23 protein-coding genes and 1 riboswitch are annotated in these 26977 nt (G+C 39.3%); of the genes, 8 read left to right on the top strand and 15 right to left on the bottom strand.

Going from position 1 to position 26977, the window contains the following annotated elements:
* Positions 1-8: 8 nt before the first annotated feature.
* Positions 9-4529, bottom strand: a complete 4521-nt coding sequence (gene gltB / locus AC6CH1_RS14050; protein ID WP_498318083.1) for a glutamate synthase large subunit — start codon at positions 4527-4529, stop codon at positions 9-11.
* A 118-nt stretch (positions 4530-4647) separates the two neighbouring features.
* On the opposite strand from gltB, the gene gltC reads away from it, so the two are divergent.
* On the top strand, positions 4648-5550 hold the full coding sequence (gltC, locus tag AC6CH1_RS14045; protein WP_251690092.1) for a glutamate biosynthesis transcriptional regulator GltC: 903 nt from the start codon (positions 4648-4650) through the stop codon (positions 5548-5550).
* Between the two features lie 126 nt (positions 5551-5676).
* Here gltC and AC6CH1_RS14040 read toward each other — a convergent pair whose 3' ends face one another.
* From AC6CH1_RS14040 to AC6CH1_RS13995, 10 genes are all read right to left on the bottom strand, one after another.
* Positions 5677-6483 (bottom strand): MetQ/NlpA family ABC transporter substrate-binding protein, encoded by an 807-nt coding sequence (locus AC6CH1_RS14040; protein WP_251690093.1) that lies wholly within the window; start codon positions 6481-6483, stop codon positions 5677-5679.
* 155 nt (positions 6484-6638) lie between these two features.
* Positions 6639-7307 carry a methionine ABC transporter permease gene (locus AC6CH1_RS14035; RefSeq protein ID WP_251690094.1) on the bottom strand — a complete coding sequence of 223 codons (669 nt, stop codon included), beginning with the start codon at positions 7305-7307 and terminating at the stop codon, positions 6639-6641.
* Positions 7300-8328, bottom strand: a complete 1029-nt coding sequence (locus AC6CH1_RS14030) for a methionine ABC transporter ATP-binding protein (protein ID WP_008408682.1) — start codon at positions 8326-8328, stop codon at positions 7300-7302. The genes AC6CH1_RS14035 and AC6CH1_RS14030 overlap by 8 nt, the downstream gene beginning before the upstream one ends.
* Positions 8329-8473: 145 nt before the next feature.
* Positions 8474-8576, bottom strand: a riboswitch (SAM riboswitch).
* Positions 8577-8637: 61 nt separating this feature from the next.
* On the bottom strand, positions 8638-8940 hold the full coding sequence (locus tag AC6CH1_RS14025) for a thioredoxin family protein (RefSeq protein ID WP_065216306.1): 303 nt from the start codon (positions 8938-8940) through the stop codon (positions 8638-8640).
* Between the two features lie 7 nt (positions 8941-8947).
* A complete protein-coding gene (locus AC6CH1_RS14020; protein ID WP_498318080.1) occupies positions 8948-9274 on the bottom strand; it encodes a toprim domain-containing protein in 327 nt (108 codons plus the stop codon).
* Between the two features lie 89 nt (positions 9275-9363).
* Entirely contained in the window at positions 9364-9744 is a 381-nt protein-coding gene (gene gcvH, locus AC6CH1_RS14015) for a glycine cleavage system protein GcvH (RefSeq protein ID WP_251690096.1), read from the bottom strand.
* Between the two features lie 80 nt (positions 9745-9824).
* Positions 9825-10181, bottom strand: coding sequence for an arsenate reductase family protein (locus tag AC6CH1_RS14010; RefSeq protein WP_251690097.1), 357 nt, complete (start codon positions 10179-10181; stop codon positions 9825-9827).
* A gap of 329 nt (positions 10182-10510) precedes the next feature.
* Positions 10511-12295, bottom strand: a complete 1785-nt coding sequence (locus AC6CH1_RS14005; protein ID WP_251690098.1) for an acyl-CoA dehydrogenase FadE — start codon at positions 12293-12295, stop codon at positions 10511-10513.
* A gap of 49 nt (positions 12296-12344) precedes the next feature.
* Entirely contained in the window at positions 12345-13517 is a 1173-nt protein-coding gene (locus tag AC6CH1_RS14000) for an acetyl-CoA C-acetyltransferase (protein ID WP_498318079.1), read from the bottom strand.
* A 121-nt stretch (positions 13518-13638) separates the two neighbouring features.
* Complete coding sequence (locus tag AC6CH1_RS13995; RefSeq protein WP_498318077.1) at positions 13639-16023, bottom strand: 3-hydroxyacyl-CoA dehydrogenase/enoyl-CoA hydratase family protein; 2385 nt, start codon at positions 16021-16023, stop codon at positions 13639-13641.
* A 241-nt stretch (positions 16024-16264) separates the two neighbouring features.
* Between AC6CH1_RS13995 and AC6CH1_RS13990 the strand changes: the two genes are divergently transcribed.
* The 3 genes from AC6CH1_RS13990 to AC6CH1_RS13980 all read left to right on the top strand — a co-directional run bounded on the left by AC6CH1_RS13990 (position 16265) and on the right by AC6CH1_RS13980 (position 18527).
* Entirely contained in the window at positions 16265-16582 is a 318-nt protein-coding gene (locus AC6CH1_RS13990) for a thioredoxin family protein (protein ID WP_498318075.1), read from the top strand.
* Positions 16583-16719: 137 nt separating this feature from the next.
* Positions 16720-17913, top strand: coding sequence for an MFS transporter (locus AC6CH1_RS13985; protein ID WP_498318074.1), 1194 nt, complete (start codon positions 16720-16722; stop codon positions 17911-17913).
* A 2-nt stretch (positions 17914-17915) separates the two neighbouring features.
* Positions 17916-18527, top strand: coding sequence for an NAD(P)-dependent oxidoreductase (locus AC6CH1_RS13980; protein WP_498318072.1), 612 nt, complete (start codon positions 17916-17918; stop codon positions 18525-18527).
* Between the two features lie 46 nt (positions 18528-18573).
* Here the strand turns inward: AC6CH1_RS13980 and AC6CH1_RS13975 are convergent, their stop codons facing one another.
* Both AC6CH1_RS13975 and AC6CH1_RS13970 read right to left on the bottom strand, forming a co-directional pair.
* On the bottom strand, positions 18574-19500 hold the full coding sequence (locus AC6CH1_RS13975; protein WP_498318070.1) for a hypothetical protein: 927 nt from the start codon (positions 19498-19500) through the stop codon (positions 18574-18576).
* Positions 19469-19993 (bottom strand): sigma-70 family RNA polymerase sigma factor, encoded by a 525-nt coding sequence (locus tag AC6CH1_RS13970; RefSeq protein WP_498318069.1) that lies wholly within the window; start codon positions 19991-19993, stop codon positions 19469-19471. Before AC6CH1_RS13970 ends, AC6CH1_RS13975 begins: the two co-directional genes overlap by 32 nt.
* A gap of 129 nt (positions 19994-20122) precedes the next feature.
* Here AC6CH1_RS13970 and AC6CH1_RS13965 point away from each other — a divergent pair, with 129 nt between their 5' ends.
* From AC6CH1_RS13965 to AC6CH1_RS13950, 4 genes are all read left to right on the top strand, one after another.
* Positions 20123-20650: a C39 family peptidase gene (locus AC6CH1_RS13965; protein ID WP_251690105.1), complete on the top strand. Its 528-nt coding sequence runs from the start codon at positions 20123-20125 to the stop codon at positions 20648-20650.
* An 85-nt stretch (positions 20651-20735) separates the two neighbouring features.
* Entirely contained in the window at positions 20736-21827 is a 1092-nt protein-coding gene (locus AC6CH1_RS13960) for an endospore germination permease (protein WP_498318068.1), read from the top strand.
* A complete protein-coding gene (locus AC6CH1_RS13955; RefSeq protein ID WP_498318067.1) occupies positions 21820-23247 on the top strand; it encodes a spore germination protein in 1428 nt (475 codons plus the stop codon). Before AC6CH1_RS13960 ends, AC6CH1_RS13955 begins: the two co-directional genes overlap by 8 nt.
* The gene (locus AC6CH1_RS13950; RefSeq protein ID WP_498318065.1) at positions 23244-24377 is read left to right on the top strand and encodes a Ger(x)C family spore germination protein; all 1134 of its coding nucleotides are present in this window, start codon (positions 23244-23246) and stop codon (positions 24375-24377) included. Before AC6CH1_RS13955 ends, AC6CH1_RS13950 begins: the two co-directional genes overlap by 4 nt.
* A 38-nt stretch (positions 24378-24415) precedes the next feature.
* On the opposite strand, the gene AC6CH1_RS13945 is transcribed toward AC6CH1_RS13950, so the two are convergent.
* Positions 24416-25294, bottom strand: coding sequence for a 5'-3' exonuclease (locus AC6CH1_RS13945; protein WP_251690109.1), 879 nt, complete (start codon positions 25292-25294; stop codon positions 24416-24418).
* Between the two features lie 68 nt (positions 25295-25362).
* Positions 25363-26847, bottom strand: a complete 1485-nt coding sequence (gene hutH, locus AC6CH1_RS13940) for a histidine ammonia-lyase (RefSeq protein ID WP_251690110.1) — start codon at positions 26845-26847, stop codon at positions 25363-25365.
* Positions 26848-26977 lie beyond the last annotated feature (130 nt).

The following is a 26977-nucleotide window of genomic DNA, read 5'->3' as shown; positions in this document are numbered from 1 at the left end:
ACCCCCTCTTATTTTGTGCTCACAAGCTTCTTCTGACTAGTCGTCACTTCCGTAAATGCCTGCATTGCTGCATCGTCTTTTGTAGAACCGGTTGCAGTGTAATTGTTTATTTTATCTACCATTATTTTATAATCCGTTGGTACAACTTTAACGAACTTCGGAACGAACTGCTCCCACTTAGCTAACACATCCAATGCGTAGGAACTATCCGTTTCTTCAAAATGCTGAATAATTAATTGTCGAACAGATTCTATCTCCGCTTTGTCTGTCAGTTTTTCAAAATGGATCATTTCCATATTGCATTGTGATTTGAACTTTTCCTCTTCACTCGGCAGAATATAACCGATTCCTCCAGACATTCCGGCACCAAAGTTTTGACCGACATCCCCTAATATAACGATCTTACCGCCAGTCATATACTCACAGCCGTGATCTCCAATTCCTTCAACAACGATTTCAGCACCTGAATTACGAACACCGAATCGATGCCCTGCACGTCCGTTAATAAAGGCTTTACCGCTTGTTGCCCCGTATAAACAAACATTTCCGGCGATGACGTTTTTCTCCTGTTCACCTTTAATCGGTGCGATGGCTGTCACTTTTCCCCCTGACAAACCTTTACCGAAGTAATCATTAACATCTCCGACTACGCGCATCGACATTCCTCTAGGGATAAATGCGCCGAAGCTTTGACCAGCATGGCCTGTAAACGTTAAGTTGATTGTATTATCAGGTAATCCTGCTTCCCCGTATTTGCGGGAAATTTCACTGCCGACAATTGTTCCCATTACACGGTCTGTATTTTTAATCGGGTAGTTTAATTCAATTCGTTCATTTCCTTCTATTGCCTTTGAAACTTGCGGCAATAACTCGCGTAAATCAAAGCTTCCCTCTATATTATGGTTTTGCTGATGATGCTTCGTGCGTGTTCCTTGGATTTGATGAAGCAGTGCCGTTAAATCAAGCTGGCTTGCTTTCCAATGTTTTGCCGTGCGATCTGAAATTTGCAGTACATCTGTACGACCGACCATCTCTTCCACAGTACGGAATCCTAAAATACTCATGTATTCACGCATTTCTTCCGCAACAAAACGCATATAATTGACAACATGATCAGCTGAACCCATAAATTTAGCACGGAGTTCCGGATTTTGTGTTGCTACACCTACCGGACAAGTATCCAAATGACAGGCACGCATCATGACACAACCTAAAACGATTAACGGTGCTGTCGCAAAACCAAATTCCTCTGCTCCTAAAAGTGCTGCCATTACGACATCTTTCCCCGTCATGAGCTTGCCGTCCGTTTCCAGTGTCACTCGGTCGCGCAGTCCATTGAGCATCAATGTTTGGTGCGCTTCCGCTAAACCGAGCTCCCACGGTAAGCCTGTATGCTTAATCGATGTTTTCGGCGATGCCCCTGTACCGCCATCATAGCCTGAAATGACGATGACATCTGCCGCCCCTTTAGCAACACCTGCAGCAATTGTACCAACACCCGCTTTAGCTACGAGCTTTACAGAAATTCTTGCATGACGGTTTGCATTTTTTAAATCGTGAATTAACTGTGCCATATCCTCGATTGAGTAAATATCGTGATGCGGCGGCGGTGAAATTAACCCCACCCCAGGAGTAGAACCACGTACATCCGCTACCCATGGATATACTTTATTGCCTGGCAGCTGGCCGCCTTCTCCCGGTTTGGCTCCTTGCGCCATTTTAATTTGCAGTTCATCGGCATTTACTAAATAATGCGATTTCACCCCAAAACGTCCTGATGCAATTTGTTTAATTGCACTGCGCTTGTTGTCACCATTCGGCTCGATTGTAAAACGGGCCGGATCTTCCCCACCCTCACCAGAGTTCGAACGTGCACCTAGACGGTTCATCGCTACCGCTAATGTTTCGTGCGCTTCTTTCGATAACGAACCAAACGACATAGCCCCTGATTTAAAACGTTTCACGATGGAATCCACTGACTCGATTTCTTCCATCGGGATTCGGCGTTCATTCTTTTTAAAGTCGAATAAATTACGTAAAAATCCGATTCGTTCTTCATTGGCCATTTCCGCATACATCCGGTACAAACCAAAATCATTTTTACGTGTAGCCCACTGGAGTGTATGGATTGTTTTCGGATTGAACGCATGATGCTCTCCATCTGCACGCCATTGGAAATCTGAACCTGAGTGCAATTGTTCTGACATTGATTGCATTGCTTCCTCATGGCGGCGTCTCGCTTCTTCACCGATTGTTTTTAAGTCGATCCCGTCAATTTGCGAAGCCGTACCTGTAAAGTATTCGTCAATCACTTCTTTTGAAATTCCGACTGCCTCAAACACTTGGGCACCACGATAAGATTGAACTGTTGAAATTCCCATCTTCGACATCACTTTAACGACACCATCTGCTGCTCCCTTTCGGAATTTTTGAACTGCTTTTTCAAACGGTACAGATAGATGACCCTTTTCAATTGCCTCATCAATCGTTGCATATGCTAAGTACGGGTGAATGGCATCAACACCGAAGCCGATTAGTGCAACAAAATGATGAACTTCCCGAACTTCCGCACTGCTAACGATAATGCTGGCCTTCGTACGTAAACCGATTCGCACTAAATATTGATGGATTGTACTTGCTGCCAGAAGAACAGGCATCGTTAACTGCTTAGCGTCATCCATATAGTCAGACAGTACAATAATTGTCTTGCCGCCAAAAATAGCCGCTTCCGCTTCCGTTTTGATTCGGTTAAGTTCACTTTCTAAATTTTCCGTAAATTTCAGCGAGATTTCTGCTACTTCAAAATGTTCTTCGTTATTATTTACGATTTGCTCATATTCTGCAGTCGTTAATACCGGTGTTTTCAGCAGGAGGCGACGTGCATTTTGCGCATTCGGCTGTAATAAATCACCTTCCGCTCCAAGCAATGTCATTGTCGATGTCACGACATGTTCCCGAATGGAATCAATCGGCGGGTTTGTCACTTGTGCAAATAGCTGCTTAAAGTAATTAAATAATGATTGCGGTCTATCTGACAGAACAGCTAATGGTGTATCATTCCCCATCGAACCAAGCGGATCTTTTCCGTCATTTGCAAGAGGTACAATATATTTTTGTACATCCTCAAATGTGTAACCGTGAATTTTCTGGCGTAATGTCAGATCATTTATTTCAGGTAACTGCTCTTCCTTCACTTCGAGTTTGATCATATTTTCTTCCAGCCATGCTGCATAAGGTTTTTCTGCTGCTACTTCGGATTTCAGCTCCGCATCCGAAATAATTTTTCCTTGTTCTAAATCAATTAACAGCATGCGGCTTGGGCTTAATCGGTCTTTGTAAAGAATGTCTTCCTCAGCGTAATCGACTACCCCAGTTTCAGACGAGAAAATAACATGATTATCTTTTGTCACATAAAGTCTTCCTGGCCGCAAACCGTTACGGTCCAGAATTGCCCCGATCTGTTTGCCGTCCGTGAAACAAATAGCAGTCGGTCCATCCCATGGCTCCATTAAGCTTGCATGAAATTGATAAAACGCTTTACGATCTTCATCAATGCGCGGGTTTTCTGTCCATGGCTCCGGAATCATCATCATCGCCGTCTCTGCAGGTGAACGTCCAGCTAATACAAAAAATTCAAAGGCGTTATCAAGCATCGAGGAATCTGAACCCGTTGTATCAATAATCGGTAATAACTTTTCAAGGTCATCCCCAAACGCTTCAGATACGAACTGTTGCTCACGTGCACGCATCCAGTTAATATTGCCGCGCAATGTGTTAATCTCCCCATTATGGATAATATAGCGGTTCGGATGGGCCCGTTTCCATGATGGGAATGTATTCGTTGAGTAACGTGAATGCACGAGTGCCAATGCGGATACAAAGTTTTCGTCCTGCAGATCCACATAAAATTCACTTACCTCTTCTGGTGAAAGCAAACCTTTAAAAACAATTGTCTGACTAGAAAGACTTGGAATATACAATTCGAATTGTTGCTCCGTAGCCCAATGTTCGAGCTGTTTGCGGATGACATACAATTTTCGTTCGAACGCCTTATTGTCGTTTTCGTTTGAACGAATAAATACTTGGCGAACTACCGGTGCAGTCGATTTAGCAATCTCACTTAAATTTTCCTTATTTGTCGGAGCAGTTCTCCAACCAATCAGTTGCTGATTTTCCTGTTCAATTAATTCGTTCATCTTTTGTTCAATTTTTAGGCGTTCGTTTTCATTCTCTGTGAAAAAAATTTGACCAACACCATATTCACCTATTTCAGGTAAATTAAGATCCGTACAGTTTTGTTGAAAGAAAGCATGTGGGATTTGAACTAACAGCCCTGCCCCATCACCTGTCTTGCCGTCCCCGCCGCGTCCTGCACGGTGTTCTAAGCGACATAACATTTCCAATCCTTTTTCTACAATCTGATGTGAAGGTATTCCTTTTATATTTGCATACATGCCGATTCCGCATGCGTCATGTTCAAATTCAGGATTATATAACCCTTGTGCTTCTGGTAACTGATGAAAACTCATATTCATTCCCCCTCATTCTTTCAATCCCGTATTTACATTTTAAAGTTTTCGAAATAATATAAACAATATATAGTTTGGATATAAACAATCTACTTTTTAGATGAATGGGGTGGGAATTGTGGAATTAAGACAGTTACGTTACTTTGTAGAGGTGGCAGAACGGGAGCATATTTCTGAAGCAGCAGAGCATTTACACGTTGCCCAGTCTGCAATCAGCAGGCAAATTGCCAACTTGGAAGAAGAACTCGGCACACCGCTTTTTGAACGAATTGGGCGTAACGTAAAGCTGACGCCGGTCGGGAAGATTTTTTTGGAACATTGTATTTCCGCACTCAAGGGAATTGATTTTGCTGCAAAGCAGGTAGAAGAATATTTAGACCCGGCAAAAGGGACAATTAAAATAGGTTTTCCTACAAGTTTGGCAAGCTATGTATTGCCGACCGTCATTTCGGCATTTAAAAAAGAATACCCGGAAATTTCTTTCCATTTGCGCCAAGGATCCTATAAGTATTTGATTGATGCGGTCAAAAATCGCGAGCTGAATTTAGCTTTGCTTGGACCATTACCACCAAAAGACGAAGCAATCAATACAACCGTGCTGTTTAGTGAAAACATCCATGCTTTATTGCCTGCAACACATCCACTAGCAAAAAAAGATTCGATTAACCTTGTCGATTTGCGTAATGACCAATTTGTACTTTTTCCGGAAGGCTATATTTTAAATAAAGTGGCTGTTGATGCATGCCGCTCTGTAGGCTTTATGCCGAATATCACTACCGAGGGAGAAGATATGGATGCTTTAAAAGGGCTTGTGGCAGCAGGAATCGGTGTGACACTTTTACCGGAAAGTTCACTTTACGATTCAACACCGCGCATGACTGTCAAAGTGCCGATCGCCATTCCTAATATAAGACGCACAGTCGGCATCATTGCACCAACAGCAAGAGATCTTGCTCCATCCGAAGAAGTATTCGTCAAATTTATATCCAACTTTTATTCACGATTAACACGATTCCAATAAAATGCATTTGGACAGAAAAAAATTTTCATTGGATAAGGAGATACCCCTTATTTAAGAAAAGGCTATTTTATGTCCAGAAAAAAAACCATTTTCTCCCCGAAGAGAGAAAATGGTTTTTTGATCATTTTATTCGCCTGAAACAGGTACTACAGAGCCGCCCCACTCTTCAACGATAAAGTCTTGTACTTCTTTTGAGCGTAATGCATCTACTAATGCTTTAATTTCTTTTGAATCTTCATCACCAGATTTTACTGCAATAATGTTTACATATGGTGATTCACTAGACTCGATTGCGATTGAATCTTCCAATGGGTTAATACCGTTATCGATTGCGAAGTTTGAGTTGATTAACACCGCATCGCCTTCTTCATTTTCATACATTTGCACTAATAATTCAGCTGCTGTGTTTGCATCGAATTCGAAGTTTTTCGGATTATCTACGATGTCTTTTATTTCTGCTTTTGTTTTATCAATACCTTCTGCTAATGTAATTAAACCTTGTGCTTCAAGTAATGAAAGCATACGTCCATGGTCTGCCACTGAGTTAGAAAGTAAAATCGTTGCACCTTCAGGAAGTTCTTCTAAAGATGAATATTTTTTAGAGTAAATACCAATCGGCTCGATGTGAATACCGCCAGCATTTGCAAAGTCATAATCGAAATCCGCTTTTTGAGCTTCGAAGTATGGGATGTGCTGGAAGTAGTTTGCATCTAAATCACCGTTATTTAAATCTTGATTTGGAAGAACGTAGTCTGTATAAGTTGCAATTTCTAGCTCAATACCCTGTTCCTCTAAAATTGGCTTAACTTTTTCAAGGATAACTGCGTGTGGTGTATTTGACGCACCAACTACTAATTTTTCATCTTCTCCGCCACATGCTGCTAAAGCAAGTACTGAAGCTCCTAAAATAACGCTTGATAATAATTTCTTCATTTGTTTTACCTACCCTTTTTTTAGTTTGTTCAGTTTATCGAAACCTTTTTTATATTCTGATTATTTTCCTTATAGACGCGCACTTTTTTAAAGTTTGCGTCCATATTGTTTCGATGCACCATTATTTATAATTACGGCCTTTTATGAGCCACTAACTATCGTTTGTCCACTCTTGCTGTAATGAAGTCCCCAATAAATTGGATAATGAATACTACAACTAAAATTAAAACAGTTGCCATTAATGTCACATCTGTTCGGTTACGCTGAAAACCATCAAGGAATGCCAGGTTACCTAAACCACCCGCACCGATAATGCCGGCCATTGCTGTATATCCTACTAAAGCTACCGCAGTAACAGTAATACCAGAAATTAATGCCGGTAAGCTTTCCGGGATCAGCACTTTCCAAATAATCGTAGAAGTTTTCGCTCCCATTGAGCGGGCTGCTTCAATGACACCTTTATCAATTTCTCTTAATGCTATTAATACCATGCGCGCATAAAACGGTGCTGCCCCAATAATTAGCGCAGGTAATGCTGCATTGGCGCCACGGATTGTTCCAAGTAAAAACTTAGTAAATGGAATTAATAAAATGATTAAGACGATAAATGGAATCGAGCGGAAAATATTCACGAGTGACCCTGTCAAAAAGTGTACAATTTTATTTGCCCATAATTGATTGTCGCTCGTTAAAAATAAGACAATACCAATTAGAAGTCCTAGTATAAATGTGATGACTGTCGCAACAGCCGTCATATAAATTGTTTCATATGTTGCTTCGAGCATTTTACCCCAATCTACGTTCGGAAATAATTGATTAAACATGCTCAATCACCTCCGCCTGAATTTCTTGCTTTGCTAAAAAGCTTAATGCTTCCGCGACTGCTTTTGGCTCGCCATCGATATGAATAAACAATGTACCAAACGAACCGCCCGTTGTATTTGAGATTTTGCCATGCACTATATTAACAACTACGTCAAATTGCTTAATCATTTGTGAGATGACAGGCTGTTCTGTCGTTGCCGCTGCAAATGTTAATTTAGCGATTTTGCCTTCTGGATAATTGGCTAAAATCTGTTCCAGTGATGCTTGCGTTTCCTGTGTTTCACCAGAAGCCTGTGATACGAAGTTTTTCGTAATTGGTGCTTGAGGATGCTGGAACACTTGCAATACATCTCCCTGTTCCACTACTTTACCGGCTTCCATTACCGCTACTCTGTTACAGATTTTGCGAATAACATGCATTTCATGTGTAATGAGTACAATTGTAAGTCCGATGTTTTTATTAATATCGAGCAGTAATTCCAAAATTGAATCCGTTGTTTCCGGATCAAGCGCTGAAGTCGCTTCATCACATAAAAGTACTTCCGGGTTGTTCGCCAACGCTCGTGCAATGCCGACACGCTGCTTTTGACCGCCTGACAATTGTGAAGGATACGCTTTCCCTCTTCCTTTTAAACCTACGAGTTCAATCAGCTCTTCTACTCGCTTTTCACGATCAGCTTTTGAAACGCCTGCAATTTCAAGTGGAAATGCAATGTTTTCTTCAACTGTACGTGACCAGAGCAGATTGAAGTGCTGGAAAATCATACTTATTTTTTGGCGTGCTTCTCGTAATTTTGCCCCGGAAGCTTTTGCAATATCCTGGCCGCCTACAATGACAGAACCTGTTGTAGGCTTTTCCAAACCGTTCAGCAGTCGGATCATCGTACTTTTACCGGCACCACTGTAGCCGATAATTCCGTATATTTCACCTTTGTTAATCGATAGGCTTACATTATCAACTGCTGTAAGTTTACCGTTTTTCGTGTTATACACTTTTGTAATATTTTGTATATCAATCATCGGTTGTACTCCTTCTAAATTGAAATAACCTTCCTGCTATTTCAAAATCATGTTCTATTCTCATTCAAAACCTCCGTTGAATGAAAAAAACCTTTCTACCAAGACAAGTAGAAAGGTTTCACATACATTTATACGGTAAACCGTTCTCTCATCTTTCAAAGTTTAAACTTTGTGTGAATTGGCACCTTTGCGTAAACGCTGGTTGCCGGGCTTCATAGGGCACTTCCCTCCACCTCTCTTTATAAGAGCAACGTTATTAAGTTTTATTATTATGAATGTTACTTTATCACGACAAAGTGACTACGTCAATTACTTTTTTAATATTTCATACAAAAACGGTACGGATTTAAATGCATAAATTTTATTCGTTAGTTCCCCGTTGTCTGAAACGATTAAACAAGGTACACTTTCAATTTTCAATTCATATGGTAAATCCCCTAAATAATTGATATTTGCCATACCAAGCGGAAGATCTGGGAGTAATTTCTCAATTACTTCCAACATTTTTTCCGACACTTCACAAGTGCCGCACATAGGCGTATATAAGAAAAACGCTGTCTGATCATACTGTTGTACGTTCTGTTCCCATTGCTGTTTCGTCCATTGTTCCATTATACTGTCATCCTTCTTTTACTAAAAATTTTGCCTGTAGTAAAATATCCCTTAAGATTTTAGTAGGTGTTTTTTCTACTTCTACATATTCGTGAGGTATGATAAGCTGTGTCGCTTCGGGATATGCACGGTTCATCAGTTTACGTAACTTCTCACCGTTTTTATCTGCATCAAACATAGTGATAATTTCATCTTGCTCATATTCTTCCAATAAATCAATCAAATTGACTTCGCTTATTGTGCCATTTGTACAAATAATTGTCACGTCCTCAGCTAATATCGGGATTAATCTCAATTTATCGGCACGTCCTTCTACAACGATGTATCTTCCCATATAACACGCTTCCTTTCATTCGACACCTTTATATATAGAATAACAAAAAAACACTAAAACCTTTATATAGAAGGCTTTAGTGTTTCATATTATTGTTCGATTAATGCAGTGTAAGCATCTGCGTCTAATAACTCGTCTACTTCTGCTTCACTTGTTAACTCAACAGTAACCATCCATGCATTACCGTATGGTGATTCATTTACATATTCAGGATTGTCCAGTAATTCTTCGTTGATTGCAACAACTTTACCAGAAAGTGGTGCATATAGTTCAGAAACTGTTTTAACAGATTCTACACTACCGAAAGGCTGATCCCTTGAAATTTCATCGCCTACTTCAGGTAACTCTACGAATACGATATCGCCTAGTTCAGACTGTGCGAAATCCGTAATACCGATTGTCGCTTTACCGTCTTCAATTTTAACCCACTCATGCTCTTTTGAATAACGTAATTCTTTAGGTGTGCTCATTCGAAAACCTCCATGTTATATGTAGTACATTCAAGTTCATTTTGCCATATTTCGTTCGGAAATACAATGTGAATAACTGTTTATTTCCAAGTTTCTAAGAAGTCAGACTCCTTAAATCCTAAAGTTAATTTTTTACCATCTGTAACGATTGGTCGCTTAATTAACATACCATCCGATGCTAATAGCTCTAATTGCTCATCCTCGGACATTGTCGGTAATTTATCTTTTAGGCCTAATTCACGATATTTCATGCCAGATGTATTAAAGAATTTCTTCAGCGGCACTCCACTAGCTTCGTAAATTGCTTTAAGTTCCTCTTTAGATGGTGTCTGCTCTACAATATGAATATTTTCATAGTCCACACCTTGCTCATCTAGCCATTTTTGCGCTTTTTTACATGTTGTACATTTCGGATATTGGATGAATTTTACTGTCATGTAAGTACTCCTTTTTGCCCTGGATTTTCCTATATTGTAACGGATATAGAAGGACAAATCAAAAATGTGTTCGCACTATCGGAGTTTTACTGGTTATGGTTGTTATTAGAAGATGTGCAAAAAATATTAGAACATGCCCGACGTATTTTAGAAGAACGGCTTCACTTCACTTATTAGAAACTCTGGGTGACATAATAGAAGATAGGAAACTTATATTAGAAGTTCCCATGTATATTAGACATTTTGAAATTATATTAGAACATTTTACATTTTATTAGAAAACCCATAGAAAAACCGGGTGCATTGTATACACCCGGTTACCGTCTTTATTAAACTACATATTTTTCTGCTTCGATTAGTTTCGCTGCAGCTTCACGTTTTTTCGGAATTAAGTTGTAAGGGTTGTTGCGCGTTAATTTACGTAATGCTGATAAAATCATACGTGCATCGTCACCTTCAACTGAAGCGATTAATGTTTCTTTTGCTTCTTTTTCGATTTCTGCGAATGCTTCCTGACAGAAAATTTGAGTGTAAAGAATTTTTTGTGCTGCTTTTTCTTCTCCGTCACGCTCGATTGCTTTTTGTGTACGGATTACTGCAGATTCCATTGCGTATAATTGGTTCGCAATGTTTGCGATGTTTACTAACAGCTCTTGTTCCGCATCCAGTTTTGCACCGTAGCGTTGTGCTGCTGCACCTGCTGCAAGTACTGCAATCTTCTTGGCATTTTTCACTAAATATTTCTCTTGCTCTAAAGCACCTTGGCCGATTTCTTCAGGCATAAGCATTAATAGCTCGTTTTGCAGTTCTTGCGCAACTTGTAATAGTGGTAACTCACCTTTTAATGCTTTTTTCATAAATGTGCCCGGTACGATCATACGGTTAATTTCGTTTGTACCTTCGAAAATACGGTTAATACGAGAGTCGCGGTAAATGCGTTCTACTTCGTACTCAGCCATAAAGCCGTAACCACCGTGTAACTGAACCGCTTCATCCGCTACGAAATCCAATGTTTCAGAACCGAATACTTTTGCGATCGAGCACTCAATAGCATATTCAGCGATTGCTGCTGCAACTGATTTGCCGTCTTTTTGCTCTTCATCAGATAACTGGCTTAAACGGTCTTCGAAATAACCAACTGTACGATAGTTTAAAGATTCAGATGCATAAATGTGAGAAGCCATTGATGCGATTTTTTCTTTCGTTAAGTTGAAATCCGATAATTTTGTTTTGAATTGCTGACGTTGGTTCGTATAAGCAACTGCTAATTCAAATGCACGTTTTGATGCACCTACAGTACCTACTCCTAATTTATAACGTCCGATATTTAAAATATTAAATGCAATAATATGACCGCGGCCTACTTCACCTAGTAAGTTTTCTACAGGCACTTCTGCATCTTCTAAAATTAATGTACGAGTTGAAGATGATTTAATCCCCATTTTCTTCTCTTCCGGACCTACAGAAACACCTGGGAATGAACGCTCTACAATGAATGCAGTGAATTTATCGCCATCGATTTTTGCGTATACCACGAATACATCTGCAAAGCCTGCATTTGTAATCCATTGTTTTTCACCATTTAATACGTAATGTGTGCCAGCTTCATTTAACTTAGCTGTTGTTTTAGCGCCTAATGCATCCGAACCTGAACCTGGCTCTGTTAATGCATATGCTGCGATTAATGCACCTGAGGCTAACTTCGGTAAGTACTTCGTTTTTTGCTCATGGTTACCGAATAATACGATTGGTAATGAACCGATCCCTACATGGGCACCGTGAGTGATTGAGAAACCGCCAGCCGGTGACATTTTTTCTGCGATTAATGCAGATGAAATTTTGTCTAAGCCTAGCCCTTCATATTCTTCAGGTACGTCAGCTGCTAGTAAACCTAAGTCACCTGCTGTTTTTAATAGACGTACAGAGTGATCGAACTCATGGTGCTCTAAGTTTTCAACTACCGGTAATACTTCGTTCGTTACATATTCCTGTGTTGTTTGAGCAATCATTTTTTGCTCGTCTGTGAAATCTTCCGGTGTAATTACTCGGTTAATATCCACGTCCTCGATTAAAAAGCCGCCACCTTTAATAATGCTGTTTGTTGTTTGTGCCATTATAAATTCCTCCCTAGTTTCCTTTGTGATTTATTGTTTCCCCAGACAATTAAAGAACTTCAAATACCCCTGCTGCACCCATTCCGCCGCCGATACACATTGTTACGACACCGTATTTACCGCCGCGGCGTTTTAATTCATTGATTAGCTTCACTGTAAGAATCGCACCAGTTGCACCAAGTGGATGGCCTAATGCGATTGCCCCCCCGTTAACATTCACTTTTTCCATATCAATGCCAAGCTCACGAACTACTTGAATTGACTGTGATGCGAATGCTTCGTTAATTTCCCACAGGTCAACTTGATCTTGTGTAATTCCTGCAATTTCAAGTGCTTTCGGTACTGCTACGATTGGACCGATACCCATTACTTCCGGTGGAACTCCGCCGACAGCAAATCCCAGGAATTTTGCCAGTGGCTGCATGCCTTGTTTCTCCGCTTCTTCACGGTCCATTACTAGTACTGCTGCTGCACCGTCAGAAGTTTGAGAAGCATTTCCTGCTGTTACAGAACCTTTTACATTGAATGCTGGACGTAATTTTGCCAACGTTTCTACCGATGTACCTGGACGAACCCCTTCATCTGTATCAAAGATTGTAACTTTTTCTTTTAACTGGTTGTTTTCATCGACGTAATATTCCGTTACTTCAACCGGAACGATTTCGTCTTTAAACTTACCTTCTTTAATCGCTTTTTCAGCTAATTCGTGTGAACGTACTGCAAAAGCATCCTGCTCTTCACGTGTTACATTGTAACGATTCGCTACCTCTTCAGCTGTGTGACCCATACCGATATAGTATTGTGGTGCCTCTTCAGCAATTTTCGGGTTTAGGCGAACTGTATTACCAGTCATCGGAATCATACTCATTGACTCTGCACCACCCGCAACGATTGCTTTTGCATGGCCAAGCATAATGCGCTCTGCTGCATAGGCAATTGTTTGTAGCCCTGATGAACAGAAACGGTTAACTGTTAATGCTGGTGTTTCATCCGGTAACCCTGCCAATGCCCCAACTAAGCGGGCAACATTCATACCTTGTTCTGCTTCTGGCATTGCACATCCCATAATTAAATCATCAACTGGACCTTCATAGCCCGCACGTTTTAATGCTTCTTTTACTACTACTGCACCAAAATCATCTGGACGAGTGTTCGCAAGTGATCCTTTTTTCGCACGCCCGATTGGTGTTCGTGCTCCTGCAACGATAACGGCTTCACGCATAATGATGTTTCCCCCTTGTGATTAGCCAGCAATTAAACTCGTAAGCTAGTTGCCGGCAAAATATTTCAACTGATACAACGTTTTAAGATAAAGTCTGTCGCTTTTTGCGCACGGACTTCGATTAGTTACGTAATGGCTTTCCTTTTACAAGCATGTGCTGCATACGCATTTGTGATTTTTGGTCTGCAACTAATTCAAGGAATGCTTGTTTTTCCAGGTTTAATAAGTACTCTTCTGAAACTTCTGTTCCGTATGGTACCTTTCCGCCTGCGATTACATATGCAAGTTTCTTCGCGATTTTCAGATCATGCTCTGTAATATAGCCTGAATCGAACATTCCTTGAGCCCCTAATAACAATGTTGCATAACCAGGTGCGCCTACTACTTTCACCGGTTTTTTCACTGGTGCTGTATAGCCAGCTTCCGCAAGTGCAAGTGCTGCTTGTTTTGCATCATAGATTAAGTGATCAGGATTTACTGAAATACCGTCCGCAAAGTCCAGGAAGTTATTTTCACGTGCTTCTTCACCAGAAGTCGAAACTTTTGCCATTGCAATTGTTTCGAATACTTTGTTTGCGATTTGCTGGTAATCTACTTCCACGCCATTTGGCAAGCCTTTAATGAACTTTTGGTAAAGCCCTAAGTTACCGCCGCCTCCTGGGATTAAGCCGACACCTACTTCTACAAGACCCATGTATGTTTCAGCAGATGCTTGAATATGTGCAGCCGGTAAACATACTTCCGCTCCGCCACCTAGTGCCATTTGGAATGGTGCCGCAACAACCGGTTTTGTTGAATATTTAATACGGCGCATTGCTTGCTGGAATGACTTAATAACAAAGTCCAATTCAAAAATATTATCATCTTGTGCTTCCATTAAAATCATTGCAAGGTTTGCACCGACACAGAAGTTTTTACCTTGGTTCCCGATTACGAGACCTTTAAAGTTTTTCTCAACTTCATCAATGGCATAGTTAATCATTTGAACAATATCCAAACCGATTGCATTTGATTTTGAGTGGAATTCTAGTAATGCGATTCCATCACCTAAATCGATTAGGCTTGCACCTGAATTCGATTTGATCACGCCATGTTTTTTCTTGTAGCGTTTTAAGTCGATCGCTTTTTCGTTCACCGGTACTTTTACATATTCTGAACCGTTGTAGTAAGCTAAATCACCATCGATTTCTGAATAGAATGTTTTCAGGCCTTTCTCTAATAATCCAGTAACGAATTCTGGAATTTCACGGCCTTCTTCTTTCATTTTAGCGACTGATTTTTCTACGCCGATTGCATCCCACATTTCAAATGGACCTTGAGCCCAGCCGAAGCCCCATTTCATTGCATTGTCAATTGCAACGATGTCATCAGCAATTTCACCTACTAATTTTCCTGAGTAAATTAATGTCGGTGCAAATGAATTCCATAATAGTTCCCCAACTCGGTCATTTGCATAAATTAAAACTTTTAATTTGCCTCCTGGACCTTTTGCTTGTTTTGCCATTTCTAATGATGGTGCTGCAAGTTTCGTAGTCGGTTCATATTCAAATGTTGATAAATTCAATTGCAGAATTTCTTTTCCTACTTTTTTGAAGAAACCTTGGCCCGATTTAGCGCCAATCCAGCCATTTGAGATCATTTTCTTTAAAATAGGTGATTCTTCAAATACTGCCTGTTCTTCACCCGTTGTCTGGTCATATACGTTTGTAGCAACATGTGCAAAAGTATCAAGACCAACAACATCCAAAGTGCGGAATGTCGCAGATTTCGGACGGCCGATTAGTGGTCCTGTTACCGAATCTACTTCCCCTACTGTATAGTTACGTGCAATCATTTCGTTCATTGTCACGATTAGGCCGTATGTTCCGATTCGGTTAGCGATAAAATTCGGTGTGTCCTTTGCGATAACAACACCTTTACCTAATACATCCTCACCGAATATTTGCATAAAGCTTACAACTTCCGGGTTTGTCGTGTTTGCCGGAATGATTTCCAGTAATTTCAAATAGCGTGGCGGGTTGAAGAAATGTGTCCCAAGGAAATGCGCCTGGAAATCTTCTGAACGCCCTTCCGCCATTGCGTTAATGCTAACCCCTGATGTATTTGATGAAACGATTGTGCCTGGTTTACGTACAGCATCAATCTTTTCAAATAAGCCTTTTTTAATTTCTAATCTTTCTACAATTACTTCAATAATCCAGTCAACATCTTTCAGCTTTTCTAAATCATCGTCAAAGTTACCTGGTGTAATTAATGCTAGATTTTTTTTCGATGAAAGTGGTGCTGGTTTTTGCTTTAGTAATTTTTGCATTGCTGAAACTGCAAAACGATTTTTAACAGGTTTTGAATCAAGTGTTAACCCCTTAGCTTCTTCTTCCTTTGTTAGTTCGCCCGGAGCGATGTCCAATAACAATGTAGGAATCCCGATATTCGCCAAATGTGCTGCAATCCCTGAACCCATTACCCCTGAACCTAAAACCGCTACTTTTTCAATTTTGTAAGACACGAGCACTTCCCCCTTCTCCCTTGAATGAACAGTCATTCATTTTGAAATCAAAAAAAAACTTCAAACAGCTTTTCTGTTCTTAGTGTAGATTATTTTGACAATTTAAGCAATAATTTTCTCGCAATTTTAAATAAAATTATTATTCTTATATTTTTATTGCTAGATGGAACATATATTAAGCTAAATTACTTTTCGTAAGCTGTCATAATCGTGTACAATGGGCGTAAGGAGCGTGATTAATATGCAAGAAATTACAACAATTGAACAATTCACAGAACTGACAAGCAATGAAAAACCAGTAATCGTAAAATTCTTCGCTGGCTGGTGCCCGGACTGCACACGTATGGATATGTTTATCGATCCAATTATTGAAGAGTACAATCAATTTGATTGGTATTCAATCAACCGTGATAACTTCCCGGATTTAGCGGAGAAATATCAAGTAATGGGTATTCCTTCATTACTAATCTTCAAAAATGGTGAAAAATTAGCACACTTACATAGCGCTAATGCAAAATCACCTGCACAAGTAGAAGAATTCTTAAACGCACAAGCATAATATGTATTATGAATGAATCCAAAAGTTTACCACTTTTGGATTTATTTTTTATTTTTCATAAGCTAAAGCGCTAGTCATAATGCGGTTTTTTAATTACAATTGATTACGTGAAATTTTATTGTAAGAAAGGAAAATTTATGACTTCAGATCAACGAAAAAAACTTGCTTTACTTATGCTTAACATGTTCATTGCTGTTGGGAGTTTCGGGATTATCATTCCAATTATCCCTGCCTATTTAAAAGAAATTGGGCAAGGCGGAACAGCTGCAGGTTTAATCATTGCGATTTTTGCATTCGCACAATTTTTAGTATCACCTATCGGGGGAAAATGGACGGATAAGTATGGTCGTCGCCCGCTCATTAATATCGGACTGCTTACGTTAGCTATTTCGATGTTTATTTTCTACTTTGCTGATTCCATTTGGCTGCTTTACTTATCACGTGCTATCGGCGGAATTGGCTGTGCGTTCTTAATTCCTGCGATTTTCGCATATGTAGCAGACATTACAACAATGGATCAACGTGCAAAAGGTAATAGCTTTATTTCAGCCTCGATGTCACTCGGTATTGTAATCGGACCAGGTATCGGAGGTTTTTTAGCGGATTTCGGACTTAAAACACCGCTTCTTGTTTCAGCGGTAGTCGGATTGCTTGCGTTTATCGTATCTTATTTTACTTTGGCGGAGAGCCAGGAAGAGAAAGTCGAAATTCTTCAAGACGAAAACTCTTCAATGATGAAAGATATTCTTTTATCTGTTAAAAAGCCATTCTTTATTCCACTGATTATTACGCTAATCATGAGTTTCGGTTTAATGTCTTATGAAACTGTTCTTGGACTTTATGTAGATGATAAATTTGGTGCAACACCACAGGAAATTGCCTTCATGGTCACATCAACAGGATTAGTCGGTGTTATTATGCAATTATTTGTAGTTGACCGCCTTGTAAAAGCGATTGGCGAAGTAAATGTATTAAAATTATTTTTAGTCGTTACGGCTTCGGGCTTCTTCCTGTCGATTATCGCAGGAAGCTATACGATGTTCTTTGCGATTTCGTTATTAATATTCCTAGCGACATCCATTTTGCGTCCTGTATTAACGACATTAATTTCAAAAATGGCGGGTAATGAACAAGGATTTGCAATGGGTATGAACAATGCCTATATGAGCATCGGCAATATTATGGGCCCTCTTCTTGCAGGCGCATTATATGACATCGATATCCTATACCCGTTTATCGCAGGTTTAATCATATTAATTTTCACAATCATTCTTACTTTTATGTGGAAAGGTATTAAGATTCAAAAAACAGCATTAAAAGGAGGCCATTAATTGTGAAAATTATTGTATTCGGGGCTACTGGTGGCGTTGGCCAGCATTTTGTTGAAATGGCTGTCGCCGCTGGTCATACTGTTACCGCATTTGTACGTACACCTGAAAAGTTAAAAACGAAAGATGTAACAATTATTCAAGGCGATGCATTTAATGCAGAGCAAGTGGCCGATGCGATCGTCGGGCAAGAAGCGGTCATTTCATGTTTAGGTTCAAGTACAGGTGTAAAGAAATCCAATGAACTTGAAACAATGGGTAAAAACATTGCGGACGGTATGGAGAAAGCTGGCGTAAAACGTTTAGTGTATTGTGCTTCAGCTGGCGTGGATGGAGAAATTCCGGGTGTAATGGGGAAACTCATGATGAAAATGCTCGCCAATCCATTAGCGGACCACCGCGCAGCGCTTAACTATTACAAAACGAAAGATATTACGTACACAATCGCTCGTCCTATGGGCTTAAAAGATGAACCGTTAAAAACCAATTACAAAGAAGCAGTCGATACGGTTCCAAAAGGTTCAAGCTCGATTCCAAGGGCTAGCGTGGCTCATTTTATGGTAAAAGCATTGGATAATGCACAGTACGAAAACAAATCAGTTGGTTTATGCAGCTAAATATACAGACAAAAACTACCCCAAATACTTGAGGTAGTTTTTGTTTTTATTTGGCGTTGTTGATTTCTTCTATCTTCTCGGCTAATTGATGAAAATGATCGGCTAATGCTTTTGGAATTTTGAACACTGTCAAAGTATTATTTACTATATCATGTTTTTTTACATAGCTTGCTTCATTGCTTTCACTCACCATTAGCTCCAGGTTTCCTCTATTTCCATTCTCATATTTAATATCAATCATGTACTCAGGTATGCTTAATCTAATGTACTCTTCATTCACGGTTGCCTGATTGAATAATTCATTTACCTCGTCTAAATCTTCCTCTAAAGTATAAGCATATGTCCCAAGACCGCCGATTTTATAAATCCCCAGCGATTGGATTTTATCATCCAGCAGAATATCACTAGTTTTAGGTATATCTTCAAAAGCAATCGGTATTGTATATTCATTACCTCTCTCGTCTACAAGGATACGAGGAGCGGTCCGTGTCAAGGTCCAGCTAAACCCGTCATCCCCTGTAATGAAATATTGGTTATCTTTTGTTTTGATTTTTATATTTGTATATCTTTCCTCGAATAATTCCCCCGAGTAGGGTATTTCATCTTCTGATTTAGGTTTTTCTAAATAAAGGCGTGTATCGCTTGTGTAATAAAGTGTTCCATTATTAAATACATACATTAATCTGCTATCTCTACGATTTTGCATCATCATGTCATTAAAATGTTCAGGTTTTGCCAAATACATATTCTCATCTTCTGAATCGACCGCCAACTGTTCATCCGATTGCGGCATAAAGTAAAGCATTCCACCTACAACAAAAAGCAATAGTAATACAATGGCAGGCTGCATGAAGGGCAACCGCTTTTTACGGTGCTGTTTCCCATCCAGAACTTTTTGTACAAATGCTTCATTCATCAGCGGCTCACTGCTAATCACTTCATCAATTGCTCGTTTCATTTGAGAATTCGTCATGCCATTCACCACCTTTTAATTGATCTCTTAACTTTTCACGTCCACGCCTAAGTCTCGTTTTCACGGTATTGTCCGAAACCGAGAGTAAATGTGCAATTTCATCGATTTTCAGTTCCTTGTAGTAATATAAAATTATAATTTCACGGTACTTAACCGGAAGCTCGAGAACTACTCTTCCCAGCAATTGATTTTCGCTTCTCTCAAGCACTTGCTGTTCTGCAGATTTGGCCCCTTTAAAAATTTCCTGAATTTTATTTGTTAAAATGGTATTTTTGTAGCTCCAGCTGCGTAAATAATCATAACTACGATTGATTGTCATTCGATATAAATACGTCCGGTAACTCGCATCGCCACGAAATTGTCCACGCTGCTCATAAGCTTTTAACAGCACGTCCTGTACAATATCTTCTGCCATTTCTTTATTTTTCACATATGTATAGGAAAGTCGAAGCAATTCTTCTCCATGTGTTCTTATAAACACTTCAAGCTCCATTTTCTTCCCCCCTTTGTTTTAATTGCTAACCGTTAGACGGAGCTGTTTTATTTTTAGTTTCAACTTTAATGATTATTTTTTTTATTTATGGGTATTAATCTACTTTATAACACTTTGGAGGTTTTAAGTATGCGAGTATTATTAAATGTAAATGGCAGGTCACAATATAGTTCGGACATCCGGCCTGAATATCAAAACTCGGCATGCGGCCCAACGACTGCACACGTTATTTTGAATTACTTATGCGAAGACGAAACAATCCGCACGAAAGATGTAAACGAACTTTATAAATTATTAGGTGGTACAAAAATAGGACTTTTTAAATGGCGGATGATCAGAAACTTGCGTCGACTGCTAGGGGAAGACTGGTGTATCGAAGAATGTACGTTAACTCAGGCAATTGAGCAGTTACGCCTGGGTAATCCGGTAGCGATGAAATTTGATGTATATTTTACCGGGCAGTTTCTGCGTAATTCCAACCCTCTCTATAAATATCATTGGGTACCATTAATCGGATATGAAATTAAAAACAATGAACTCTACTTAACGATTCATGATAACGGAGGCCGTAACCGTGACAGTCAAATCCGGACTTTTAAATATGATGACCAACGCAATATTTTAAGCTTTGTGAAAATCGAAAAGGAACAGCAGTAGCATTTATGCTACTGCTGTTTTCTTTTTTCTGAATAAATGATTAGTCGATTGGCTATTACTGTAATTAAAACTGCGAGGATACATTATGAAATCAGTGAGATCTATAAGTCTCTTACATATTATCTTTTTAACAATGACATTCATCGGGTTGAAAAACCATGTCACGATTATTCCATCCTTACTGAATGGAGCAGGTCGTGATGCTTGGTTTTCTGTTATTTTTTCAATATTTTTGATGATCCCCTGGTTAGTTCTTCCTTTTATCACATTAAAAAAACTTAAAGATGAATCTCTTCGTATGTATTTACTAAACAAATACCCTAAGCTGGGTATAGTGCTTATTTTTATCATTGCTTTTTACTTACTTCTCATGGCTGTTATTACAATGCATGAAACACTACAATGGGTTTCAATAACCTTTTTGCTGCAAACGCCGCCATTGATTTTGTTTTTCTTTTTTACAGTTGTATGTTTTTTACTGGCCACATCCTCCATATTAACGATTACGATGGTCAATGTTGTCGTCTTGTTTGGTGTTGTCGTCCTTGGCTTCTTTATCGCATTTGTTAATATTCAAGTGAAAGATTATGCATTGCTGCAGCCATTTTTCGAGCATGGATTTACACCGATTTTCACATCTATGGTATATCCTGCTTCCGGCTTTATTGAGCTTTATTTGCTCGTATTTATTCAGCAGCACTTTAAAACAAAGCTTAAATTTCGGCATTTATTAATCATGCTCTTTATACTATTTGGATTAACACTAGGTCCCTTATTGGGGGCAATTGCCGAATTCGGACCAACTGAGGCTGCTAAACAGCGCTACCCCGCATTTGAAGAATGGCGAATTGCCACAATCGGAAGCTTTATAAACCATATTGATTTCTTTTCTATTTACCAGTGGCTTACAGGAGCATTTGTCCGTATTGGTTTTATATTATTTATAGCAGTCGAGCTATTAGGGCTCACTGGTCAAAAGAAGAAAGTTTGGGAATATATTTTTCCGCTCTTTGTTTTTTGCTCACTGCCTCTTTATTTACTCGATGACAGTATATTTAGCAAATGGAAGGGGCAATATTTTCTAATAAGTACTACGTTATTCTTTTTCGTACTTTCAATTATTCTCTTTATATTAGTAAATCGAAAAGCAAAGCGAAAGTTGGAATATAATGATTGAATACGCTACCTTAAAAAAGCAATTTGAGAATTGTGCAGATATTCGCTTTCAAACATTTGACTTCCCTGCAAGCAATGTTATGCTCATCACCTGTGAAGCGATGACAGACAATCATTTATTCAATGAAGTAGTCGTACCCCGCTTAAGAGTGGCATGCAATCAAAAGGAACAATTTGAAGAGGCAGTTTTAATGCAGAAATTACATCTTCCGCAGCTACTGAAAATTGAAGATTTGCAAGAAGCTGTTACGAATGTATTTAGCGGATTTGTTCTTATTTATATCGAAAATTTAAATATACTGTTATGCAGCAATATTGAAAACAAGCCTAATCGAAGCCCTGAGGAATCAAACTTAGAAGTAACTATTAAAGGTCCACGTGATAACTTCATTGAAGATTTAGGTGTAAATATTGCTCTTATCCGCAAACGTCTGCCTACGAATTCGTTAAGTGTTGAGAAAATAACGTTAGGGACACGTTCAAAAACAAAGATCGCTATATTATATTTTAATGACATTGCAGATTTATCTATCTTGAAACAATTAAAAAAACAACTCTCTGAAATCGATACAGATGTTATTTTAAGTGGTGAATTAATAATGGAACGGTTGAATAAAATTTCCTATTTAATTCCTTTAAATGATTCGACAAGTCGTCCTGATTTTGCGATGCAAGCACTCGTTACCGGACGCTTTATCATTTTAGTAGACGGAATTGCATACGCAATTATCACGCCCACCAATATTCTAGCATTATTAAAGTCCGGAGAGGATAATGATTTCCCATCCATATTCAGCTCGTTAGAAAGATTATTACGTTTATTCTGCATATTAATAGCGCTTTTACTACCGGCTTTTTGGCTTGCGTTAACAACATTCCATCAAGAGCAGCTCCCAATTCAATTACTTGCGACAGTTGTACAAGCCAATACGGGCTCCCCACTGCCTGCAGCTATAGAAATGCTTGGAATGCTTTTTATGTTTGAGTTATTTCGTGAAGCGGGATTACGCTTACCGAGTATTTTAGGTGGAACGATCAGTGTTGTAGGTGGATTAATTATAGGTGATGCAGCCATTCGAGCTGGGATTACTAGTCCGGCAATGATTGTGGTCATAGCCATTTCAACAATTGCTACCTTTACACTTGTCAATCAGTCCTTCGTTACGACAATCAGCATGATGCGAATTGTATTTATTATTATTACATCGATTTTAGGACTTTTCGGCTTCTTCTTATCAATCTATATTTGCCTTGTTTATATCGCGAATATCCGTGTATTTGGTGTTCCTTATTTAAATATAGCTGTCAATTTGAGCTGGGATAATATAAAAATGTCCCTTTTCCGTCCACCAGCAAAATCAAACACTAAACGACCGGAAATATTAAATGATAAAGATAAAACAAAGGAAAAAACAAAATGAAAAAATGGCTTTTGCTTCCATTGTTACTTTTAGTTGCTGGCTGCTGGGATACAAATCAGCCTGAACGTATGTATTATTTACTTGGCCTGGGAATCGATTATAAAGATGGTGAATATGAAATTTATAGTCAAGTTGTTGCTTTCACTAATATTGCTAAAAGCGAACAGCCGAACCCGGAAGCTACGCAGGCTGAAGTTGGGATTGCCAAAGGAAAGACTTTTGATGAAGCATTTTTTAATTTATATCAAACGATGGATGAGCGCTTCTTTTTAGGGCATTTAAACTATGTTCTCTTTTCGGAAAATATCGCAAAGGAAGGTAAAGTAGAACCTGTTATCAATTCCCTTATCCGATACAGGGAATGGAGGTATACAACTTGGGCTTATATTACAGATTCACCACTCAAGGAAGCTTTGCTCATCACACCCATTATCAATAAATCCATTACCCTTTCAAAGGTGTCCGACCCGCTCAGTTCATTTAATCAGTCATCTCGGATCCGTCCTATACAATTACGAGAACTTATGATTCATTTGAATGAACCTAGTCATGAAGCCAAAATACCATTTATCGAAATTAGCGAAAACTGGTCAAAGGAAGATGGACCGGATCCAGTCTATTCATTTAAAGGCATAAGCATTATCGGTAAGAACTCTGGTTTAAAAGGGAACTTATTAGGCGACGATTTAAAAGGTGTTCAATGGCTAGAGAATGAAACAGACCGCTCAGATATTACCGTTAAAACGGAAGAGTTTGAAGAGTTATATACAACGACAACCGTTGACGAAGTGCATTCTAAAATTACACCAATTGTTTCCGAAAATAATGTGCAATTTGATTTACAAGTGCAATTGGTTGTTCAAACAAATGAAATTCTTAATGAAAATAAAATGGATTTATTAAAAAACAAGATTAAGGAGCAAGTAAAAAAAGAAATCGAGCAAACCTATAAAGCTTCCTTAAAATTTGATGCTGATATTTACCGGTTAGCTGAGGTATTGTATCGAAAAGATTTGAAAACTTGGAAAAAGTATGAACAAGATGGAAATATTCCTCTTGACGAGTCTACTATTCGGAAAGTGCATGTGGAGCTTGTAAAAGTCAAAGGTGAACGTATCATTTCCCATTAAAAAGAGGTTGTGCAACTGTGCACAACCTCTTTCGCATTTTATTTATAAATCGAACGCGCATGTTTCGCGATTAAGCGGTAGCCATGCTTTTCAATGTGTTCAAATAACTCCGGAGCATAAGGTGCTAATGCTAATTGATCCAGCTCTATGTCAATCGGTACATCGCAGTGTATTGTAGCCAATTGATGCGATAATCGTAACATCGCTAAATTTTCACTGATTTTAATACGTTGGCCCGGCTTTAATGTCGGCAATGCTTCTAATACGCCATCAATGGAACCATGGTTTTGAATAAGCTGTAACGCTGTTTTCGGCCCAATGCCCTTTACCCCCGGGTAACCATCGCTTGTGTCTCCCATAAACGCTTTAACTTCAGCGAATTGTTTTGGCGCAATGCCATATTCCTCAACAAATCGGCTTTCCGTATACACATCATATTCTGTATAGCCCTTTTTCGTAAAGGCAATCGTTGTCGAAGGGTTTAGTAATTGCAGTAAATCTTTATCTCCGCTGATCACAGTAATTTGAGCATCGTCTTTCCACTTTTCAATCATTGATCCGATTAAATCATCCGCCTCAAGACCTTGTGTGCCAAAGTTTTGCCATCCGATCATTTCCGATACTCTTTTAGCCATATCAAACTGCGGCAGCATCTCTTCCGGTGGTGCAGGTCGATTTGCTTTATAGCCATCGTACAGTTCATTGCGGAACGTAACCGCACCCATATCCCAGCAAACAGCTAAATGTGTCGGCTGCATCAGATTCTGTGCTGTCAATACATGACGGGCAAAGCCTTGAACACCGTTTGATGGTGTTCCGTCATCTAAACGTATAAATTGATTCATCGCTGCTGACGCAAAAAATGAACGAAACAATAGCGCCATTCCATCAACTATTAATAAATGTGGTTTTGTCATAATAAATCTCCTCTTTCTACTAAACACTTATTATAACAAAAGCACCGGTAGAATGTTGCTGTAAATACTTACCCGTTCGGTTTCAAGTAATCGATGATACGATTCACGTCTTTGCTGAAAATCCGATCCTCCGTCATTGCAGGTGCTAAGTTACGAATGTCTTTCCACTTCTCATAAAGCTTTGGCGACATGTTCTCCACACCCCTGTATTCCACTGCCTGTGCGGCACAAAATGCCTCGATTGCCAGTACATTTCTTACATTGGCAATAATCATGCCCGCATGGCGAGACCCTGTCGTACCCATCGAAACATGGTCTTCCTGATTCGCAGAAGACGGTATGGAGTCAACTGATGCAGGATGTGCCAATGTTTTATTTTCCGATACTAAACTTGCTGCGCTATATTGCAATATCATCGCGCCTGATTCAAGTCCTGGATTCGCACTTAAAAATGCAGGCAGCCCTTCATTTAACTGCGGGTTTACTAATCGCTCAATACGTCGCTCTGATACATTGGCCAACTCCGCCATCCCGATTTTCAGAAAGTCCATCGCAAACGCAATTGGCTGTCCATGGAAGTTTCCTCCTGAAATGACTAAACCACCGTCATCAAAAATGAGCGGATTATCTGTTGCCGCATTCATTTCGATTTCGAGCTTTTCTTTGACGTAATTCAATACTTGCCAGCTCGCTCCGTGGATTTGCGGGATGCAGCGAAGCGAATACGGATCCTGCACCCGCTTTTCCCCTTGATGTGTAATGAGTTTACTATCCTTTAACCAATCACGCATACGCTCTGCAACACCCATTTGTTCTTGCATGCCGCGCGCTTCATGAACAGCTGGATGGAAGGCATCGATAATCCCGTATAAACTTTCCATTGTTATTGAGGCAATCCATTCACTCGCATAAGCCAGTTTCTCGGCTTCCAAATAATTGACTACGCCTTGTGCAGTCATTGCCTGGGTTCCATTAATTAATGCAAGACCTTCTTTTGCCTGCAGTTCAATTTTCGGCAGTCCCCGATGTTCAAATATTTCATGTGACGGATGTTTACTACCATTTACAAATACTTCTCCTTCCCCAATAACCGCCAAAACTAAATGAGAAAGTGGTGCCAAATCTCCCGATGCTCCAAGTGAACCTTGCTGTGGAATAACAGGAACAACATTTTCATTAATCATCCATAACAGCCGTTCCAGCACTACCAAGCGAATACCTGATAACCCTTTTAATAGTGCATTTAATCTAAGCACCATCATCGCTTTTGCAACTTGTTCCGAAAAAGGTTCCCCAAAACCGCATGCATGAGAACGGATTAAATTAACTTGGAGCTTGCTTACTTCGTGCTCCGCAATTTTCACATCGCTAAACTTTCCAAACCCTGTGTTAATGCCGTATACGGTTTTATCCTGCTGAACAATTCTTTCCACTGCTTCACGACTTTTAACAACACGTACTATCGCTTCCTCTGCTATTTCTACTTTTTCCCCATTATATAAAATGCTCCCTAATTGTTCGATCGATAAATTTTGTCCGTTTAACTGAATCATTTACCGCACCCCTTTTAACTATTCTTATCTCTCAATTTTATTATTGTTTAAATAGCAGTTAATTGCTACTAATATTTCACCTTTAAAACAATAGTTAAGTTGAAAATGCTTATTTTAAGGCCTTTATACG

This window comes from Solibacillus sp. GQ1 (assembly GCF_059758555.1).
This window is presented reverse-complemented; position numbering and strand designations above follow the sequence as displayed.

Bases quoted from the DNA above. Each gene is read 5' to 3' on its own strand.
- AC6CH1_RS13950 (WP_498318065.1), top strand. From the start codon at position 23,244: ATGAAAAAATGGCTTTTGCTTCCATTGTTACTTTTAGTTGCTGGCTGC.
- AC6CH1_RS13970 (WP_498318069.1), bottom strand. From the start codon at position 19,993: ATGGAGCTTGAAGTGTTTATAAGAACACATGGAGAAGAATTGCTTCGA.
- AC6CH1_RS14005 (WP_251690098.1), bottom strand. From the start codon at position 12,295: ATGGCACAAACAACAAACAGCATTATTAAAGGTGGCGGCTTTTTAATC.
- AC6CH1_RS14010 (WP_251690097.1), bottom strand. From the start codon at position 10,181: ATGACAGTAAAATTCATCCAATATCCGAAATGTACAACATGTAAAAAA.
- gltB (WP_498318083.1), bottom strand. From the start codon at position 4,529: ATGAGTTTTCATCAGTTACCAGAAGCACAAGGGTTATATAATCCTGAA.
- AC6CH1_RS13945 (WP_251690109.1), bottom strand. From the start codon at position 25,294: ATGACAAAACCACATTTATTAATAGTTGATGGAATGGCGCTATTGTTT.
- AC6CH1_RS14030 (WP_008408682.1), bottom strand. From the start codon at position 8,328: ATGATTGATATACAAAATATTACAAAAGTGTATAACACGAAAAACGGT.
- AC6CH1_RS13965 (WP_251690105.1), top strand. From the start codon at position 20,123: ATGCGAGTATTATTAAATGTAAATGGCAGGTCACAATATAGTTCGGAC.
- AC6CH1_RS13985 (WP_498318074.1), top strand. From the start codon at position 16,720: ATGACTTCAGATCAACGAAAAAAACTTGCTTTACTTATGCTTAACATG.
- AC6CH1_RS14020 (WP_498318080.1), bottom strand. From the start codon at position 9,274: ATGGGAAGATACATCGTTGTAGAAGGACGTGCCGATAAATTGAGATTA.
- AC6CH1_RS13990 (WP_498318075.1), top strand. From the start codon at position 16,265: ATGCAAGAAATTACAACAATTGAACAATTCACAGAACTGACAAGCAAT.
- AC6CH1_RS14025 (WP_065216306.1), bottom strand. From the start codon at position 8,940: ATGGAACAATGGACGAAACAGCAATGGGAACAGAACGTACAACAGTAT.
- AC6CH1_RS13960 (WP_498318068.1), top strand. From the start codon at position 20,736: ATGAAATCAGTGAGATCTATAAGTCTCTTACATATTATCTTTTTAACA.
- AC6CH1_RS14040 (WP_251690093.1), bottom strand. From the start codon at position 6,483: ATGAAGAAATTATTATCAAGCGTTATTTTAGGAGCTTCAGTACTTGCT.
- AC6CH1_RS13955 (WP_498318067.1), top strand. From the start codon at position 21,820: ATGATTGAATACGCTACCTTAAAAAAGCAATTTGAGAATTGTGCAGAT.
- AC6CH1_RS14000 (WP_498318079.1), bottom strand. From the start codon at position 13,517: ATGCGTGAAGCCGTTATCGTTGCAGGAGCACGAACACCAATCGGGCGT.
- gcvH (WP_251690096.1), bottom strand. From the start codon at position 9,744: ATGAGCACACCTAAAGAATTACGTTATTCAAAAGAGCATGAGTGGGTT.
- AC6CH1_RS14035 (WP_251690094.1), bottom strand. From the start codon at position 7,307: ATGTTTAATCAATTATTTCCGAACGTAGATTGGGGTAAAATGCTCGAA.
- AC6CH1_RS13975 (WP_498318070.1), bottom strand. From the start codon at position 19,500: ATGACGAATTCTCAAATGAAACGAGCAATTGATGAAGTGATTAGCAGT.
- hutH (WP_251690110.1), bottom strand. From the start codon at position 26,847: ATGATTCAGTTAAACGGACAAAATTTATCGATCGAACAATTAGGGAGC.